Here is a 15,034-nt window from a genome sequence, read left to right as displayed (position 1 = left end):
ATGTGGTGGAGGGGGTCACGCAGCAGGGCCGGCCGGTTGTCGGCGCCGTCGGGGGGCGGTGGGACAGGTGGTGCCGGCGGCCCTGGCTGCCGGCACTCGTCGGCGCACTGCAGATCGCCACGACCGTCGCCGCCGCGCAACGGGTGACCGAGCGGCGGCCCGTCGACCTCATCGCGGTCGCGTTGCTGGCCGTCGGGCCGCTGCTGCTCTCCGTCTGGCATCGCGCGCCCGGGGCGGTGCTCGCCGGCAACTTCGCCGCGGCGGCCGCGTACTACACGCTGAACTACCGGTTCGGGCCGGCCGCGCTGAGCCTCGGCGTCGCGATGGTGGTCACCGTCGCGGCCGGGCGGCGCCGCACAGCGTGGCTGGTGACGGCGGTCGGCCTGCCGGTCTACCTGCTCGTCAGCGCGGCCGTCGGCCGGCAGGAGCCGCCCGGGCCGGTCGCGGTCGTGGCGATCGCCGCGGTGCTGTGCCTGCTGCTCGCCGCCGGTGAGGCGGTGCGGGTCACGGGGGAGCGCAGCGCCGAGGCCGAGCGGGCCCGGACCGCCGAGCAGCGCCGCCGGGTCAGCGAGGAGCGGCTGCGGGTGGCGCGGGACCTGCACGACGTCCTCGCGCACCACGTGTCGCTGGTCAACGTGCAGGCAAACGTGGCGCTGCGGCTCTTCGACCGCAACCCCGACCAGGCCCGCGCGTCGGTCGCGGCGATCAAGGAGGTCAGCGGCGAGACCCTGGACGACCTGCGGGCGGCGCTCGCCGTGCTGCGCCAGGACACCGAGGCGCCGCGCCGGCCGAGCGCCGGTCTCGGCCAGCTCGACGAGCTGCTCGCCCGGTCGGCCGAGGCCGGGCTGCGGGTGACGAAGACCGTCGACGGCGCGCCGCGGCAGCTGCCGACGGCGGTGGACCTCGCGGCGTACCGGATCGTGCAGGAGGCCGTCACCAACGTGCGACGGCACAGCGGCGCCGACACCGCGACGCTGCGGATCGCCTACGGCGAGGACGCGGTCACGGTCGCGGTGCACGACGACGGACCGCCGAGGACCCGGCAGGGCGAGGGCGACGGGATCGCCGGGATGCGGGAACGGGCCACCGGCCTCGGCGGCACGTTCGAGGCGGGCCGCCGCCCCGGCGGTGGGTTCCGGGTGAGCGCGTGGCTGCCGTACCGGATGCCGGCGTGATCCGGGTCGTGCTCGCCGACGACCAGGCGCTGATGCGCGCCGGGCTCCGCGCGCTGCTGCAGGACGGCGGCGGGATCGACGTGGTCGCGGAGGTCGGCGACGGCGACGCCGCGGTGCGCAAGGCCGCCGAGCTGCGGCCGCACGTGGTGCTGATGGACGTGCGGATGCCGGTGATGGACGGCCTCGAAGCGACCCGGCGCATCGCCGCCGACCCGCGGCTCGATGCGGTGAAGGTCCTCATCCTCACCACCTTCGAGATCGACGAGTACGTCTTCGACGCGTTGCGGGCCGGGGCGAGCGGGTTCGTGCTCAAGGACAACGAGCCCGACGACCTGATCCGGGCCATCGAGGTGGTCGCCGCGGGCGACTCGATGCTCGCGCCCAGCGTCACCCGGCGGCTGGTCAAGGAGTTCGCCTCGCGGGCGAAGGTCGCCCGGCCGGCCGAGGCGCTCGCCGCGCTCACCGACCGGGAGCGGCAGGTCATGGTCCTGGCCGCGCAGGGGCTGACCAACGACGAGATCGCCGCGCGGCTGTTCGTGAGCCTGGCGACCGCCAAGACGCACATCAGCCGCGCGATGACCAAGCTGCACGTCCGCGACCGCGCGCAGCTGGTCATCATGGCGTACGAGACCGGCCTGATCCGCCCGGGCTGGATGACCTGACCGGTTCAGGTGCTCACGTCCCGGCGGGCGAAGACGACGAAGCCGGCCGTGAGCGAGAGCGCGCTGTACACCAGCACACCGGCGAGCCCATGGCTGTATGGGACGCTGCCGGGGACGCCGGTGACTGCCCCGGCGAGCAGACCGGGCAGCACGTGACCGGCGCCGGGCCAGGTGTTGCGGGCGATGTTCTCGACCATGACGAACCAGAACAGGGCGACGCCGACGGCCAGGGGCGTGGAGCGCAGCAGCACCCCGAGCGCCAGCCCGATCGAGCCGTAGCACGCGGCGGCGAGGACGGTGTTGGCGTAGCCGGTGGCCGCGTCCGCCAGCCACGGTCCGGTCGGCGTACCGCGGACACCGGTGACGACCGCGGCGGAGGCCAGGCTCACGGCGAGCGCGACCAGCAGCGCCCCGGCGGTGCACGCGCCTAGGGCGAGGACCTTCCCGGCGAGGAGCCGGTCCCGCAGCGGCCGGCGCAGCAGCAGCGTCCGCAGGGTGCCCAGGCTGTATTCCGTGGTGACGTTGGTGAGGAACATGACGAGGACGACGACGCCGACGAGCCGGGACGCGTTGGTGAACCCCGCGGTGAGCCGGGCCGGCGGTGCCGTGGCGGTGGCGAACGTCAGCACCGTCACCAGGATCGTGCAGCCGAACAGCCCGCCGAGCGCGCCGTACAGCACGCGGGGCCGGCGCAGCTTCATCAGTTCGGACCGGAACGACGCCGTCATGACCGCTCCTCCGTGAACATGGCGAGGTACCGCTCCTCGAGGTCGCCGCCGCCGGCGAGCAGGTCCCGGGTCGGACCCTGGTAACGCCGCCGGCCGTCGCCGATGACGATCAGCCAGTCGCAGACCTGCTCCACCTCGGTGAGCAGGTGCGAGGAGACCAGGACGGTCCGGCCGTCCTGGTGGATGGACCGCACGATCCCGCGCATCTCGCGGATGCCGGCGGGGTCGAGCCCGTTGGTCGGCTCGTCGAGGACGACCAGCGCGGGGTCACCGAGCAGGGCCGCCGCGATGCCGAGGCGTTGCTTCATGCCGAGGGAGTAGCGCTGGACCGCGTCGCGTCCCCGCCCGGCCAGCCCGACGCGGTCCAGCAGCGCCGGGATGCCGGCCGGGTCGATGCCGCCGAGGGCCGCCTGGACGGCGAGGTTCCGCTCGCCGGACAGGCCCGGGTAGAACGCCGGGCCTTCGATCAGCGCACCCACCCGCGGCAGGTACGCGGCCGGCTGGTTGAGTGGCAAGCCGTTCACGCTGCCCGTGCCGCCGTCTGGTCGTACCAGACCCAGCAGCATCCGCAGCGTCGTGGTCTTGCCCGCGCCGTTCGGGCCGACGAACCCGGCAACCACGCCCGCCGGCACGTCAAGGTCGAGGGCGTCCACGACGGTGCGGGTGCCGTACCGTTTCGTCAGCCCGCGGGTAGAGATGGCATGTGTCATGCCTCGCATCGTGGCCCGGATCGCGCGCCGGGTCGTCAGGCCGGGGGACCGCCCCGCCGGTACCGCCGCCGGCGCAGCCCTCGCCGCCCGCGTCCACCCGGCGATGCAGCGGGGCGGACGCGGCGTACCACCGGAGGATGAGTGTCCCGTGTGGACGGCGGGCTGATGTTTGGGCGGCGCGTGGAGACCAGCATGAACGCATGCGAAGACTCGCCAACGGCCGCTGGATCGGCCTGCTCGGCATCGGCTGGTTCGTGCTGTTCCTGCTCGGCGCGGCCGTCCTGCAGGGCGAACCACCACCCGCGGGCGCCCCGGTCGCGCAGGTGCGCGACTTCTTCCACGCCGCCGGCCGGCGCTACCTGATCGGCGACTACGTCGCCGGCTGCGCGTTCATGCTGCTGCTCCTGCCGTTCGGAGTGCTGCTGCCCCGTGCGCTGTCCACTGTGGACCGACCGCCGCCGTGGTGGTCGCGGCTGCCCGCCGTCGGTGTCGTGGCCCTGGTGGCGGCCGGCGGCACGGCCACGTCGTTCCTGGATGCGGTCGCCTTGGCCGGCGCCCAGCTTGACGACTCGACGATCGCGGCGCTGCTGGCCGCCAACAGTGCCGGGATCGCGCTGATCGGGTTGCCGGCGGCGGTGTTCGCCGGGTCTGCGGCGACCCTGGTCCGGCATGCCCATGGACCTCGGATCGTCAGCGCACTCGGGTGGGCCGCCGCGGCACTGCTGGTCGCCGGTGCCGCCTTTCCGATCGAGGGTGCCGCGCACGGTCCACTCTGGACGATCCGGTTCGCGAGCTTCCTGACGCTCGCCGCGTTCGTCCTCGCCACCTCGGCCCACGTGCTGACCCGGGTGCCATCTCCACCGGCGACGACGGATCGGTCCTGATCTGTCCCGACGGCGGGTGCCGGTTGCCGCATTTTCCTGCTCGGCCTCGGCCGTGACCCTAATCGCGCAGCTCACTACCGGCGAATCGAATTCGGATCCGATCCGCCGGTTTGTGCTGTCGGCCGGCTATTGGTCAAATGTCATCAAGCGCTTTCTACGTGCGGAATTGTTGGGTCGCCGTGCCTGCTGCGGTCCTCGCGCGGCAGAGAAGACCGCCGACAACCGCGTGGCTCAGGCAACTGACGTTCGCGTACGCCGGCTGGCTGAACTTCGTCTTCGACGGGTGGCTCCGGTCTTCGCGAGATCCGACAAGGGTGGCACCGACCACTCGGTCACCAGCGGCAAGCGCGTCGACCACGGCAGGTGCCCACGTTCAGGACAGACATCTGAGCTTCGGCCCCGGCGCGCGCCACCGCCCCCTCGTATTAGCCGAGCTCGCGCAGGGAGGCAGCAAGGTTGGCCGCCGCTACGAGCGTGTATCGGTGGTCCTGGCCGAGGCGTTCGAGGTGGGTCTTGAGGATCGCCTGGTCGAGTTCCCTCGGTTCGTCGTACTGGCCGACCTTGCGCAGGTCGGTGGCGAGGTTGAACACCGCTGTGAGCGTGCGCGGATGATGCTCGCTGAACTGCTCTCGGTAGGTCCGGAGGTTGCCTGGTCGAGCTCCCTCGGTTCGTCGTACTGGCCGACCTCGCGCAGGTTGGTGGCGAGGTTGACCGCCGCCGTGAGCGTGCGCGGGTGGTTCGGGCCGAGGTGTTCGAGGTGGGTCTCGGGGTTTGCCTGGTCGAGCTCCGTCGTCCCCTCGTACTCGCCGACCTCGCGCAGGTCGGTGGCGAGGTTGAACGCCGCCGTGAGCGTCCGCGGATGATGCTCGCCGAACTGCTCTCGGTAGGTGGCGAGGTCGCTGCGCGTCGGCTGTGGCGGCAACTCCATCGGCGACGCCGAGCAGCTGCTGTGCATGTTGCTGCCGGCGACCGAGAACGACGCTCCAGCCGGGAAGCCCGATGTTCTCCGGCGGTGGCTACGTCACGATCGATCCCGGGCGAGCCGGCCCAGGACGCCGCCGCGGCAATGCTCCCCGGGCCCGGTGAACTGCACATACGCCGCCCCGAACGGCCGGCGCGTTGCGGCAGATCATCCTGAAGGTGCACCAGCGCTGCAACCTCGCCTGTGACTACTGCTACGGCTACAAGAGGGCCGACCAACGTTGCCGCGGGCCGCGCTGCGTGCGACCGCTGGCACGAGGTGCGCACGGCGGCGACTTCGGCAACCCTTCGGTCTACTGCGACGACCTGGTGTGACGCATCGGATCGCCGTGCGCCAGCTCTGATCGGTGCGCGTGTAGACGTAGCAGTAGTCGCAGGCGAGATGCGGCGCGCGCTCGGCGGAGCCGTACGCGGACTGGCTGGTCAGCGCCTTCGACCGCTGGCACCGTGGCGGCGGGCTTTGACAAAACCTGACGTGCGGCGGCGTCGGCGTTGTCGAAGACGAGCAGCCAGTGTGCGTATGACGTGGGTCGATCAACTGGCTGCGGAGCGGGCCGGGCCAGCGAGGACGCGTGCACGTCGGGTGCTTCGTGGACGATATTTGCGCGAAATGCTGGACAACCGCCCGGGTTGCGCTCAAGATGCTGCAAGCGGGCCGATCCGTCGTGGGCGACGAGTGGCCGCATTACTTGATCGAAACTTCACCACGATCGGTATGCTACGTTCCCGATGAGTTGCAATGGCAGCACGGGACCCGGTGCGATAGCCGGCAGTATTATGAGAATGGCGGTGGGCCGGAAATCCTTCGAGTGTGCACAGCCACTGCGGACGGGCGTCCCGTCCGAAGTCAGCAATGGGGCGTCGTGAACACAAGGTCCACGACGCCCGCATCTCCAACACCCTAGCTCGAGCGACAGCGTCCAAACTTCCGCTCGGGCAGAGAGATAGGACCATCATGCCTGACGAACAAGCGTGCGACGAATCCACACCCGCGCACGTGCCTTTACCTGCGGAAACTCTCGCTGAGCTGGAGAAACTGCGGGCCGCGGTCGAGCGGACGAGCGCGCAGTTGCGCGACGTCCAGCGGGACGCGCTGGCCGCCCGGAAAGCTGCCGCACGGGCGCAGCACGCCGTGCGGCGGGTCCGCCGCGAGCTCGAGGAAGCTCATGCGGCAGCCCGGCAGGACACCGCGAAAAGATGGTGGATGCGAGCGGTGTCGACCCTGATAGGCATCGTGTGCGGTGACATTCCTGATCTGACCTGACCTGATTCTGACCCGACGGAAAAACAATAGAGCCAATATAGCAGGCGGGCGGAGCAATGTGCTCCGCCCGCTCTTTCTTTTCGGGTGAGCCGCCAATGCGTTGGGTAAAACAATCGCCTGCCGTTCATTTGCATTCATGGGCCAGCACAGTGTCCTTTGTGGACAGGAAGGCTGGAGCGGTGGAGAGCCTTGCGGCAGCACAACGGGGCGGGGCGGGTATCCGGCGTTCGGGTGCTCCACGGGGGCTGTTCTGGTCGTGAATGTGACGACAGGGGCGCCGTAACATCGGCTGGGATAGTTTGCCCGACCACAGTGGACAGGAACGACATGACCCTTGAGATGCCGAGGTCCGGCAGCACTGCGATCACCGTTGCGTTCGCCGGTGAGGGGTCGGGCGAGGACGTGCTGTCGTGGGGGCAGCGGGAGATCTGGCAGGCGCTGGTCGAGCAGAAGACCTGGATGCCGATCGGTGGCGCGCAGCCGCTGCCGCCCGGCACCACCGTGCAGGACATGCAAGAGCGGCTTCGATACCTCATGTCGCGATACCAGTCGATGCGCACCCGGCTGCGGTTCGAGCCCGACGGGAAGCCGCGGCAGGTGGTGCACGCGTCCGGCGAGATCACGCTGGAGGTCGTCGACGCGGGTGCGGACGACCCGCAGGCGGTCGCGGACGCGGTGCGCGTGCGCTACGAGCAGACGGACTACGACTTCGCCGAGGAATGGCCGGTGCGGATGGCCGTCATCGTGCAGGACGGCGCGGCGACGCACCTGGTGGCCATCATGACCCACCTCGTCATGGACGGCCGCGGCGCGCTGGTGATGCTGGAGGAGGGGGAGCGTGGGGAGACCGCGCCGGTCCACGGCATGCAGGCCCTGGAGCAGGCGCAGTGGCAGCGTTCGCCGGCCGGGCAGCGGCAGAGCGCGGCGGCGCTGCGATACTGGGAGACGATGCTGCGGACCATCCCGCCGCGCCGGTACGCCGGCGAGGGCGACCCGCACGAGCCCCGCTACTGGCGCGGCGAGCTGACCTCGGCGGCGCTGCCCCTTGCCGTGCGGGCCGTCGCGAGCCGGACCCAGATCGACGCGTCTCAGGTGATGCTGGCCGTCTACGCGGTTGCGATGGCGAGGATCTGCGGCGTCGACCCGGTCGCGACCAGGCTGGTGTCGAGCAACCGGTTCCGCCCCGGCCTCGCCGAGGTCGTCGGTCCGGTGTCGCAGACGGCCCTGTGGTCGGTGGACGTGGCCGGGGTACCGTTCGACGAGCTGCTCGGCCGGGTGCAGCGCGCGGCGATGGTGGCCTACAAGCACGGCTACTACGATCGGGAGCGGCTGGAGGAGATCTCGGCCGCCGTGGCCCTGGAACGTGGTCCCGAGTTCGACCTCAACTGCTTCTACAACGACCGCCGGGCGCCGGTCCAGGCCACCCCTGTGGATCCGGAGCTGGTGCGGGAAGCGTTGCCGCGCACGGTGTTCGAGTGGACGATCCAGCGCGACGAGGTGTACGCGCGGATGTTCCTCAACGTCGACGACGCCTCGCCGGACACGGTGCGGCTGCACATCGAGATCGACACGCATCACGTGCCGCCGTCCGCCGCCGAGGCACTGCTGCGGTGCATGGAGCAGGTCGCAGTCGACGCCGCCACTGGCGCCCTCGCCTGATCCCGGCGCCGGTGCCGGCCGGTCGCTGCCGGACGGCACGGGGCCGGACGGCACGGGGCCAGGGCGCGAGGCGCCGGCGGCACGGGGGCCGGACGACACGGGCGCCGGTCCGTGGGTCAGGACGGCGCCGCGGTTAGGTCCGCCGGCTCAGGTCGGCGGGGCCTGGGTCGCAGCGCGGTCGCGGTGGCGGCGACGAACAGCGACAGCACGACCGGGATGGCGAGGGCGCCCGGCAGCCCGACGACCCTGCTGGCCGCGCCGATGAGGACCGGGCCGAGCAGGAACCCGAGGTAGCCGAGGCCGACGACGCGCGCGAGCGCCCGCCCGGCGGCCTCGGGGTTGCGGTCGCCGGCGGCCGAGTACACCTGCGGCGCGATCAGGGCCATGCCGGCGCCGAGGCACGCGAAGCCGGCCACGCCGGCCGCCGGCGCGCCGATCAGCAGCGCGCCGCCGAGCCCGCCGGCGGCGAGCAGGCCGCTGGCGCGGACCAGCAGGACCGGGCCGAACCTGGCCGTGAGCCGGTCGCCGACGAGCCGGGTGACCGTCATCGCCACGGAGAACGCCGCGAACGCGGCCGCCGCGAACCCGGCCGAGCTGTGCAGGTCGTCGCGCAGGTAGACGGCGCTCCAGTCCGCGGCGGCGCCCTCGCCGACGAGCGCGCAGCACACGAGGACACCGAGGAACAGCACGCCCCGCACCCGGCCGGTGGCCGGCGCCGCGGACACCGGGGACCCCGGCGAGGTCGTCGAGGCAGGCGAGCCCGGTAGCGCCCACCACGCCGACCAGGCGGCGAAGGCCACCATCGTGCCGCCGACGGCCGTGAACGTCGTGCGCGGTCCGGCACCGGAGTGGGCGAACAGGCCGCCGGCGCTCGCGCCGATGAAGCCGCCGATGCTGTACACCGCGTGGAACGACGACATGATCGGCCGTTGCCAGGCCCGTTGGACGTCGATGGCGTTGGCGTTCATGGCGATGTTCAGCGTGCCGTGCACCGCTCCGAACAGGAACAGCGCGACGGCGAGCGTCACCAGGTTCGGCGCATATGCGGGCGGGATCAGCACGAGGCCTTCGGCGAACGCGACCGGCAGCATCACCCGCCGGCTGCCGAAGCGGTCGACCAGCCGCCCCGTCGCCTGCATGCCCGTGATGGCGCCCGCGGCGAACGCGAGCAGCGCGACGCTGAGCGCACCGTCGTCCAGCGACAGCTCGCGCTTGATCGCGGGGATGCGGGCGGTCCAGACCCCGAGGGTGATGCCGAACAACAGGAACAGCAGTGCGGTCGCGACCCGTGCCCGGACGAGGACACTGCGCTGTGGCGCTTCTGACACGGGCGGCCTCCAAGGGCGGGCTGGCACGCCGATTCTCCAACACCGCCGGCCCGCGCGCTGACCGCCGCGGCTAGCATCGTGGCGTGCGTTTCCGCGAAGCCGTCCACGACGACCTGCCCGCCATCGTCGCGTTGCTCGCGGACGACGTCCTCGGCAAGGACCGGGACCTCGCGGTGGTCGACGAGGCCTATGAGCAGGCGTTCGCGGCGGTCACCGAGGACCCGCGCAACCTGCTCATCGTCGCCGACGACGGCGGCGAGGTGGTCGCGGTCCTGCAGGTGACCTACATTCCGGGGCTCGGCCGGCACGGCGCCGAACGCGCGCTCGTCGAGTCGGTCAGGGTCCGCGCCGACCTGCGCGGCCAGGGGGTCGGTGCGCGGCTCATGACGTGGGTCGTGGACCGGGCCCGGGAGCGCGGCTGCGCGCTGGTGCAGCTCACCACCGACAAGCGCCGCCCCGACGCGCACCGGTTCTACGAGCGGCTGGGATTCGTCGCCAGCCACGAGGGGATGAAGCTGCCGCTCACCTGACGGTTCCGCACCACGCTGTGCGGAGCCCGTGGGCTCAGGTCTGGGTGATCCGGCCGCCGTCCACGGTGATGGCGATCTCGGTGAGGCCGCTGGTGGCCGGTCCGCTCATGCGGGCGCCGTCGGCGATGGCGAAGGTCGAGTTGTGCGCGGGGCACGTCGCGACGCCGTCCTTCGGCGGGTTGACCTTGACGCCCTTGTGGGGGCAGGCGGCGTTGTACGCCTTGAACGTGCCGGCGACCGGCTGGACGACCAGGACGCCACCGACGACGGTCCCGCCGCCGACCGGGACGTCCGTGGTGCTCGCCAGGCTGCTCGCCGGGGAGGGCGCGGCCGCGGCGTCCGTCGTCGTGGCCTGTTGCGGTGACGCGGTGCTGGGCGGTGCGGGATCGTCCCCGCACGCCGTGAGCAGCCCGGCGGCGCCGGCACCCACCAGCAGTGCGCGTCTGCCCGCGCACCAACGTATCGACACGATTGAGCTCCTTCCGTCGTGTACCGACCCCGCACGGTACGCAGGAAGGGAATCGATGGCAATAAATTGCACGTTCTTTCATGGCCCGTTAAGGCCCGTTAAGGCAGGCACCGGCCCCCGCGTCGTCGCGGGGACCGGTGCCGGTTCAAAGGGTTACGCCAAGGCGAACAGGGTCACCAGAGGCGAGCATGGTCACGCCAGGGTGAACCGCCACTGCTGGTTGGTGCCGCTGTGGCAGGTCCACTGCAGCAGGCGGGCGCCGTCGGCGGTGGAGCCGCCGTTGACGTCCACGCACAGTCCACTGAGGACACTCTTCACCGTATACACGCCGGTGGTGCCGGTCGGGGTGACGGTGAACTTCTGGTTGCTGCCGTTGTTGCAGGTGAACTGTTGCAGGAACGCACCATTGGCGGTCGAGCTGCCGGTGATGTCGAGGCACTTGCCGCTGTGCACCGCCTTCAGGTACACGGCGCCGCCGCCGGCGTCCACGGCCTGCCACTTCTGGTTATTGCCGCCGGTCGCCGCCCACTGGATGATCTGGGCCGCGTCGGCGGTGGAGGCGCCGTTGACGTCGACGAGCTTGCCGCTGTGCTGGGCCGTGATCGTCCACGTCTTGCCGGCCACGCCGCCGGTGCCCGGGGTGCCGACGCCGGCCCCGCCGAAGGTGAACGAGTCCAGGTCGAAGCCGTTTTCGGCGCTGTTCTTGAACACCATGTACAGCGTGTGCGTGCCGGACAGCGCGGCCGTGTTGACCGTCGCGGTGTTCTGGTAGTTGTCCCAGCCGGTGGTGTTCGGCACGGTCGTCGTCGCCAGCAGGGTGCCCGTCGGCGAGTCGGCGCGCAGCTCGATCGAGCCGCCGCCGGTCGGTGAGGAGACCCGGTAGGTGACGTTGGTGATGTTCTGCAGGCTCATCGGGTTGAACGAGATCCAGTCGTTGTTGGAGATGTCCCCGATGCGTTTGGTACTTTCCGCGCCCGCCTGGTCGATGACCCGGATGCCGCTCTGCGCGGTGAAGTACTCCGCCTGCTTGTGCTTCGGCTGCAGGATCGCCTGGCCGTAGCCGGTCAGCGGGGCCGCGCCGCCCGAGCCGCCGTTGTCGGTGTAGTGGGCGATGAGGGCGTAGAACAGGTTCGCGCCGTCAGGGTGCCCGCCGAGCAGGTCGGTCGAGATCGTGCCGGAGCAGCCCGGGTATTCCGTGGTCTCGTGCAGGTGGTCGTCGTGGCCGAGGGCCGGGTTGACGTACACCTTCGAGCAGTCGATCGCGGCACCGCCCGGGTCGGTGACGCTGACGGTGTAGGAGACCTGGTCGCCGAAGTTGAGCATGCCGCCGTTGACCGGGGTGCTGACCGTGACGGTCGGCGCGATGTTGCCGACGGTGATCTGCACGTTGGCGAAGCCGGTCTTGCCGGTGTTGTCGGTGACCTTCAGCTGGGCGGTGTAGTTGCCGTTGGTGGTGTACGTCTTGGCCGGGTTCGCCGCCGTCGACGTGGTGCCGTCGCCGAACGTCCACAGGTAGCTGATCGTGTTGCCGGGGTCCGGGTCGATCGAGCCGGCGCTGGAGAACTGCACGTTCAACGGCGCGTTGCCGTTGGTCGGCGTGCCGTTGGCCTTGGCGATCGGCGACCGTCCACCTTGGACGTAGTCGATGCGGTAGAGGCCGGAGTCGTTGTTGCCACCGCCGAACGCGGAGCCCCATTCGAGCAGGTACAGCGAGCCGTCAGGGCCGAACTCCATGTCCATCGGCTTGTTGAAGTTGCCGCCGGGCAGGAACGTGTTGGTCCGGGTGACGGCGGTGCTGCTGTCGAAGTGGACCTCCTTGACGAAGTTGCGGGACCACTCGTAGAAGAAGTGGACCCCGTCGTAGTACTGGGGGAACTTCGTCGAGGACGGGTTGGCCGCGTTGTACCGGTAGACGGGCCCGCCCATCGGGGCCGAGCCACCGGAGCCCAGTTCGGGGAAGTTCGGCGAGGCGCCGTAGCCGTACCACATGTTGGGTGCGACGACCGGCTTCAGGTTCACCAGGCCGGTGTTGTTGGGGGAGTTGTTGACCGGCGCGGCGCAGTTGAACTTCGCGCCGACGACGCCCGTGTCGGGGTTGTAGGGCGCGTAGGGCTGGTTGTCGCCGTGGCAGAAGGGCCAGCCGTAGTTGCCGGCCGCCTTGATGACGTTGAGCTCCACGAGCCCCTCGGGGCCGCGGTTGGTGGTCGGCAGGCCACGGTCCGGGCCGTAGTCGGCAAGGTACACCCAGCCGTTGGACGGGTCGATGGAGAAGCGGAACGGGTTGCGGAAGCCCATCGCGTAGACCTCGGCCCGCGTCTGCGCGGTCCCTTGTGGATAGAGGTTGCCGGACGGGATGGTGTAGCCGCCGGTTGCCGCCGGGCGGATGCGCAGCAGCTTGCCGCGCAGGTCGTTCGTGTTGCCGGCGGTCTTCGCGGAGTCGAGGTGGGACTTGCCCGACCGCCAGTCCAGCGGGGCGTAGCCCTGCCAGTTGGGGTCGAGGTTCGGCGCGACGTCGTCGCCGGTGCCGATGTACAGGTTGCCGTCCGGCCCGAAGGCGATGTAACCGCCCGTGTGGCCGGGCTCCGGCGACGTGCGGTCCCGGGTCGCGGGGATGTCGATGATGGTGACCCCGCTGGACATGTTCAGCGTGTCGCCGCTCAGCGTGTACCGGGAGACCCGGTTGATGTCGGTCGTGCTGCTGGCCGGCGAGTGGTACAGGTACACGTAACCGTTGCTGGCGAAGGCGGGATCCAGGGCCAGGCCGGTGAGGCCGTCCTCGCCGCCGGTGTAGACGCTCAGGGTGCCGGCGGTGACCGTGGTGTTGGTGCTGGGCTTGAAGATCTTCAGCTGCCCGGCCCGCTGGACGTAGAGCACCCGCCCGTCAGGTGCGACGGCGAGGGACATCGGGTCGGCGGTGTTGTCGTCCAGGGTGCGCTTCTCGAAGTTGCCCCAGATGGTGCCGCCGCAGTCGCCGGCGAGGTTGCCGGCGGCCCACCGCACACCGCCGAGGACATGGTTGCGGAAGTTGGTCTCGCTGTAGGACTCGATCGCGTGGCCCATGGCGGTGGTCCACACCCGCCCGCCTCCGGTGTTGCGGCACCAGGAGATCGGGTGGTCGCTGCCCATGGCGGAGCCGCCGGGTGTGTAGGTGCGCTCGTCGGCGGTGACGAGCACGTGGACGTCGCCACGCGGGTTCTTGTCGAAGTTGTACCACTCCTCGGAGCGGTTCCACCGGTCCGGCAGGCCCGCCGTGGACGGGTGGCTCTTGTCGGCCACGATGGCCTGGCCGGCCAGGACGCCGGGGGAGTGTGCCGGCATGTGGGCGCCCGCGTTGACCGTCTGGTCCCACCACGGGTATTCGGTGTCGATGCCCATGTCGGTGGCGTTGTGGATCGCGACGATCCCCCGGCCGCTGGCCAGGAATCCCTCGACGGCGGAGCGCTGGGCGGCGGTCGTGAACACCATGCCCGAGGTCTGGAACATGATGAGGACGTCGTAGGTGGCGAGGTTGGCGGCGGTGAACACGGCCGGGTCCTCGGACTGCACCACCTCGAAGTTGTTGGCGGCGGCCTGCTGCTGGAACATCGAGATACCGGCAGGAATCGAGTCATGCCGATATCCGAGGGTACCGGTGAACAGCAGCGCGCGGAACGCGGGCGCGGCCGCGGCGGGCTTGATGAGCGCCATCGACAGGAGCATGCCGACGATGGTGCCCAGGATCAACGTGCTTCTTCGCATGCCGTTTCCTCTCGGCGGGACAACGCGATGCGGGCCATGGGCGCACGACAGCACCCCCCGTGGACAGGGTTGAGTGGCGCGTGAGTGATCCGGTCGATTCGACTGCCGTCCGCCGCGACGGACAGTGACATCGACTGGATGGAGACGCGTCAGCTACCGTGACGAAGAGTCACATCGATGGGATCTTCTGTCATGGCTCGCGGCGCCAAGCCTGCTCCGGCGAACCTTTTGAAGTCAATACGGACAACAGATGGGCAGCTCATAACGCTTTTTTGCAGCTCAGTTCTGCGCTGGAAGAGCACGGTTTCGTAGCTGTTTCGTCTTGATCGGGTTACGTCATTGCCAGTCGACGCTCAGACCTTTAACGTGACGGACACGATCTTTTGTCGCATCCAGCAGAAGTGCTGTGCCGGTTGCCGGAAGATCTAGCAACCTGAAGTTTGCTACTTACTTTGAGTGCTGCATCGAGGCTGCGAACGTCGACGCGGTCGCGCCGAAGGTGACACGGCGTTAGGTAAATCGTCGTGGCATCGCATTCGTTGCTCACGCTCCGAAGTGTTTTCCAAGGTCATCCATGGCAAGAGCTCCCGACACCCCATCCATTGGAGAACCCACGTGAGACGAACCACGTCCGTCGTCGCGACTGCTGCTTCACTGAGCGCCGCGTTGCTGATCCTGTCCGGCTGTGCCACCGACGAGCCCGCCACGACGGCGTCTGGTGCGGCCTCGTCCAGCGCGGCCGCTGGGTCCGGCACTGGCGAGCAGTCGAAGTTTTTCGTGCAGGCCGACTATGACAATGAGCTGTCGTTGCTGCAGGCGACTGCGACCGGTCCTGCTGACAAGCCGTGGGAGCAGGTGCTCAACCCGAAGCTGGTGGACACGGCCAAGTTCAAGAAGGCCGGGCCT

At 70.2% G+C, this 15,034-nt stretch carries 12 protein-coding genes and 1 pseudogene; 7 read left to right on the top strand and 6 right to left on the bottom strand.

The features are described 5' to 3' along the window. Positions 1-5: 5 nt before the first annotated feature. Positions 6-1,175 carry a sensor histidine kinase gene (locus tag AB0K00_RS27535; RefSeq protein WP_363525443.1) on the top strand — a complete coding sequence of 390 codons (1,170 nt, stop codon included), beginning with the start codon at positions 6-8 and terminating at the stop codon, positions 1,173-1,175. Next, positions 1,172-1,837: a response regulator transcription factor gene (locus AB0K00_RS27530; RefSeq protein ID WP_363525820.1), complete on the top strand. Its 666-nt coding sequence runs from the start codon at positions 1,172-1,174 to the stop codon at positions 1,835-1,837. Before AB0K00_RS27535 ends, AB0K00_RS27530 begins: the two co-directional genes overlap by 4 nt. Positions 1,838-1,842: 5 nt before the next feature. On the opposite strand, the gene AB0K00_RS27525 is transcribed toward AB0K00_RS27530, so the two are convergent. Both AB0K00_RS27525 and AB0K00_RS27520 read right to left on the bottom strand, forming a co-directional pair. Then, positions 1,843-2,565: an ABC transporter permease subunit gene (locus AB0K00_RS27525; protein ID WP_363525440.1), complete on the bottom strand. Its 723-nt coding sequence runs from the start codon at positions 2,563-2,565 to the stop codon at positions 1,843-1,845. Beyond that, entirely contained in the window at positions 2,562-3,275 is a 714-nt protein-coding gene (locus AB0K00_RS27520; RefSeq protein WP_363525437.1) for an ATP-binding cassette domain-containing protein, read from the bottom strand. The genes AB0K00_RS27525 and AB0K00_RS27520 overlap by 4 nt, the downstream gene beginning before the upstream one ends. A gap of 200 nt (positions 3,276-3,475) precedes the next feature. Here AB0K00_RS27520 and AB0K00_RS27515 point away from each other — a divergent pair, with 200 nt between their 5' ends. Continuing rightward, positions 3,476-4,159, top strand: coding sequence for a hypothetical protein (locus AB0K00_RS27515; protein ID WP_363525435.1), 684 nt, complete (start codon positions 3,476-3,478; stop codon positions 4,157-4,159). A gap of 425 nt (positions 4,160-4,584) precedes the next feature. Here AB0K00_RS27515 and AB0K00_RS27510 read toward each other — a convergent pair whose 3' ends face one another. After that, positions 4,585-4,749: a tetratricopeptide repeat protein gene (locus tag AB0K00_RS27510; RefSeq protein ID WP_363525432.1), complete on the bottom strand. Its 165-nt coding sequence runs from the start codon at positions 4,747-4,749 to the stop codon at positions 4,585-4,587. Between the two features lie 1,346 nt (positions 4,750-6,095). Between AB0K00_RS27510 and AB0K00_RS27505 the strand changes: the two genes are divergently transcribed. Beyond that, a complete protein-coding gene (locus AB0K00_RS27505; RefSeq protein ID WP_363525429.1) occupies positions 6,096-6,404 on the top strand; it encodes a hypothetical protein in 309 nt (102 codons plus the stop codon). A gap of 327 nt (positions 6,405-6,731) precedes the next feature. Further along, the gene (locus tag AB0K00_RS27500) at positions 6,732-8,063 is read left to right on the top strand and encodes a condensation domain-containing protein (RefSeq protein WP_363525427.1); all 1,332 of its coding nucleotides are present in this window, start codon (positions 6,732-6,734) and stop codon (positions 8,061-8,063) included. A 116-nt stretch (positions 8,064-8,179) separates the two neighbouring features. Here AB0K00_RS27500 and AB0K00_RS27495 read toward each other — a convergent pair whose 3' ends face one another. Beyond that, the gene (locus AB0K00_RS27495; protein WP_363525425.1) at positions 8,180-9,391 is read right to left on the bottom strand and encodes an MFS transporter; all 1,212 of its coding nucleotides are present in this window, start codon (positions 9,389-9,391) and stop codon (positions 8,180-8,182) included. Between the two features lie 83 nt (positions 9,392-9,474). Here AB0K00_RS27495 and AB0K00_RS27490 point away from each other — a divergent pair, with 83 nt between their 5' ends. Then, the gene (locus AB0K00_RS27490) at positions 9,475-9,921 is read left to right on the top strand and encodes a GNAT family N-acetyltransferase (RefSeq protein WP_363525422.1); all 447 of its coding nucleotides are present in this window, start codon (positions 9,475-9,477) and stop codon (positions 9,919-9,921) included. Positions 9,922-9,955: 34 nt separating this feature from the next. Here AB0K00_RS27490 and AB0K00_RS27485 read toward each other — a convergent pair whose 3' ends face one another. Both AB0K00_RS27485 and AB0K00_RS27480 read right to left on the bottom strand, forming a co-directional pair. Then, positions 9,956-10,390: a Rieske (2Fe-2S) protein gene (locus AB0K00_RS27485; protein ID WP_363525420.1), complete on the bottom strand. Its 435-nt coding sequence runs from the start codon at positions 10,388-10,390 to the stop codon at positions 9,956-9,958. Positions 10,391-10,582: 192 nt separating this feature from the next. Then, complete coding sequence (locus AB0K00_RS27480; RefSeq protein WP_363525417.1) at positions 10,583-14,128, bottom strand: ThuA domain-containing protein; 3,546 nt, start codon at positions 14,126-14,128, stop codon at positions 10,583-10,585. Between the two features lie 615 nt (positions 14,129-14,743). Between AB0K00_RS27480 and AB0K00_RS27475 the strand changes: the two are divergent. Next, positions 14,744-15,034: pseudogene (locus AB0K00_RS27475) on the top strand (hypothetical protein); the annotation flags it as partial.

Origin of the sequence: Dactylosporangium sp. NPDC049525 (genome assembly GCF_040676755.1) — a bacterium.
Taxonomy (GTDB): Bacteria; Actinomycetota; Actinomycetes; order Mycobacteriales; family Micromonosporaceae; genus Dactylosporangium.
This window is presented reverse-complemented; position numbering and strand designations above follow the sequence as displayed.

Bases quoted from the DNA above. Each gene is read 5' to 3' on its own strand.
- AB0K00_RS27525 (WP_363525440.1), bottom strand. From the start codon at position 2,565: ATGACGGCGTCGTTCCGGTCCGAACTGATGAAGCTGCGCCGGCCCCGC.
- AB0K00_RS27480 (WP_363525417.1), bottom strand. From the start codon at position 14,128: ATGCGAAGAAGCACGTTGATCCTGGGCACCATCGTCGGCATGCTCCTG.
- AB0K00_RS27515 (WP_363525435.1), top strand. From the start codon at position 3,476: ATGCGAAGACTCGCCAACGGCCGCTGGATCGGCCTGCTCGGCATCGGC.
- AB0K00_RS27500 (WP_363525427.1), top strand. From the start codon at position 6,732: ATGACCCTTGAGATGCCGAGGTCCGGCAGCACTGCGATCACCGTTGCG.
- AB0K00_RS27505 (WP_363525429.1), top strand. From the start codon at position 6,096: ATGCCTGACGAACAAGCGTGCGACGAATCCACACCCGCGCACGTGCCT.
- AB0K00_RS27520 (WP_363525437.1), bottom strand. From the start codon at position 3,275: ATGACACATGCCATCTCTACCCGCGGGCTGACGAAACGGTACGGCACC.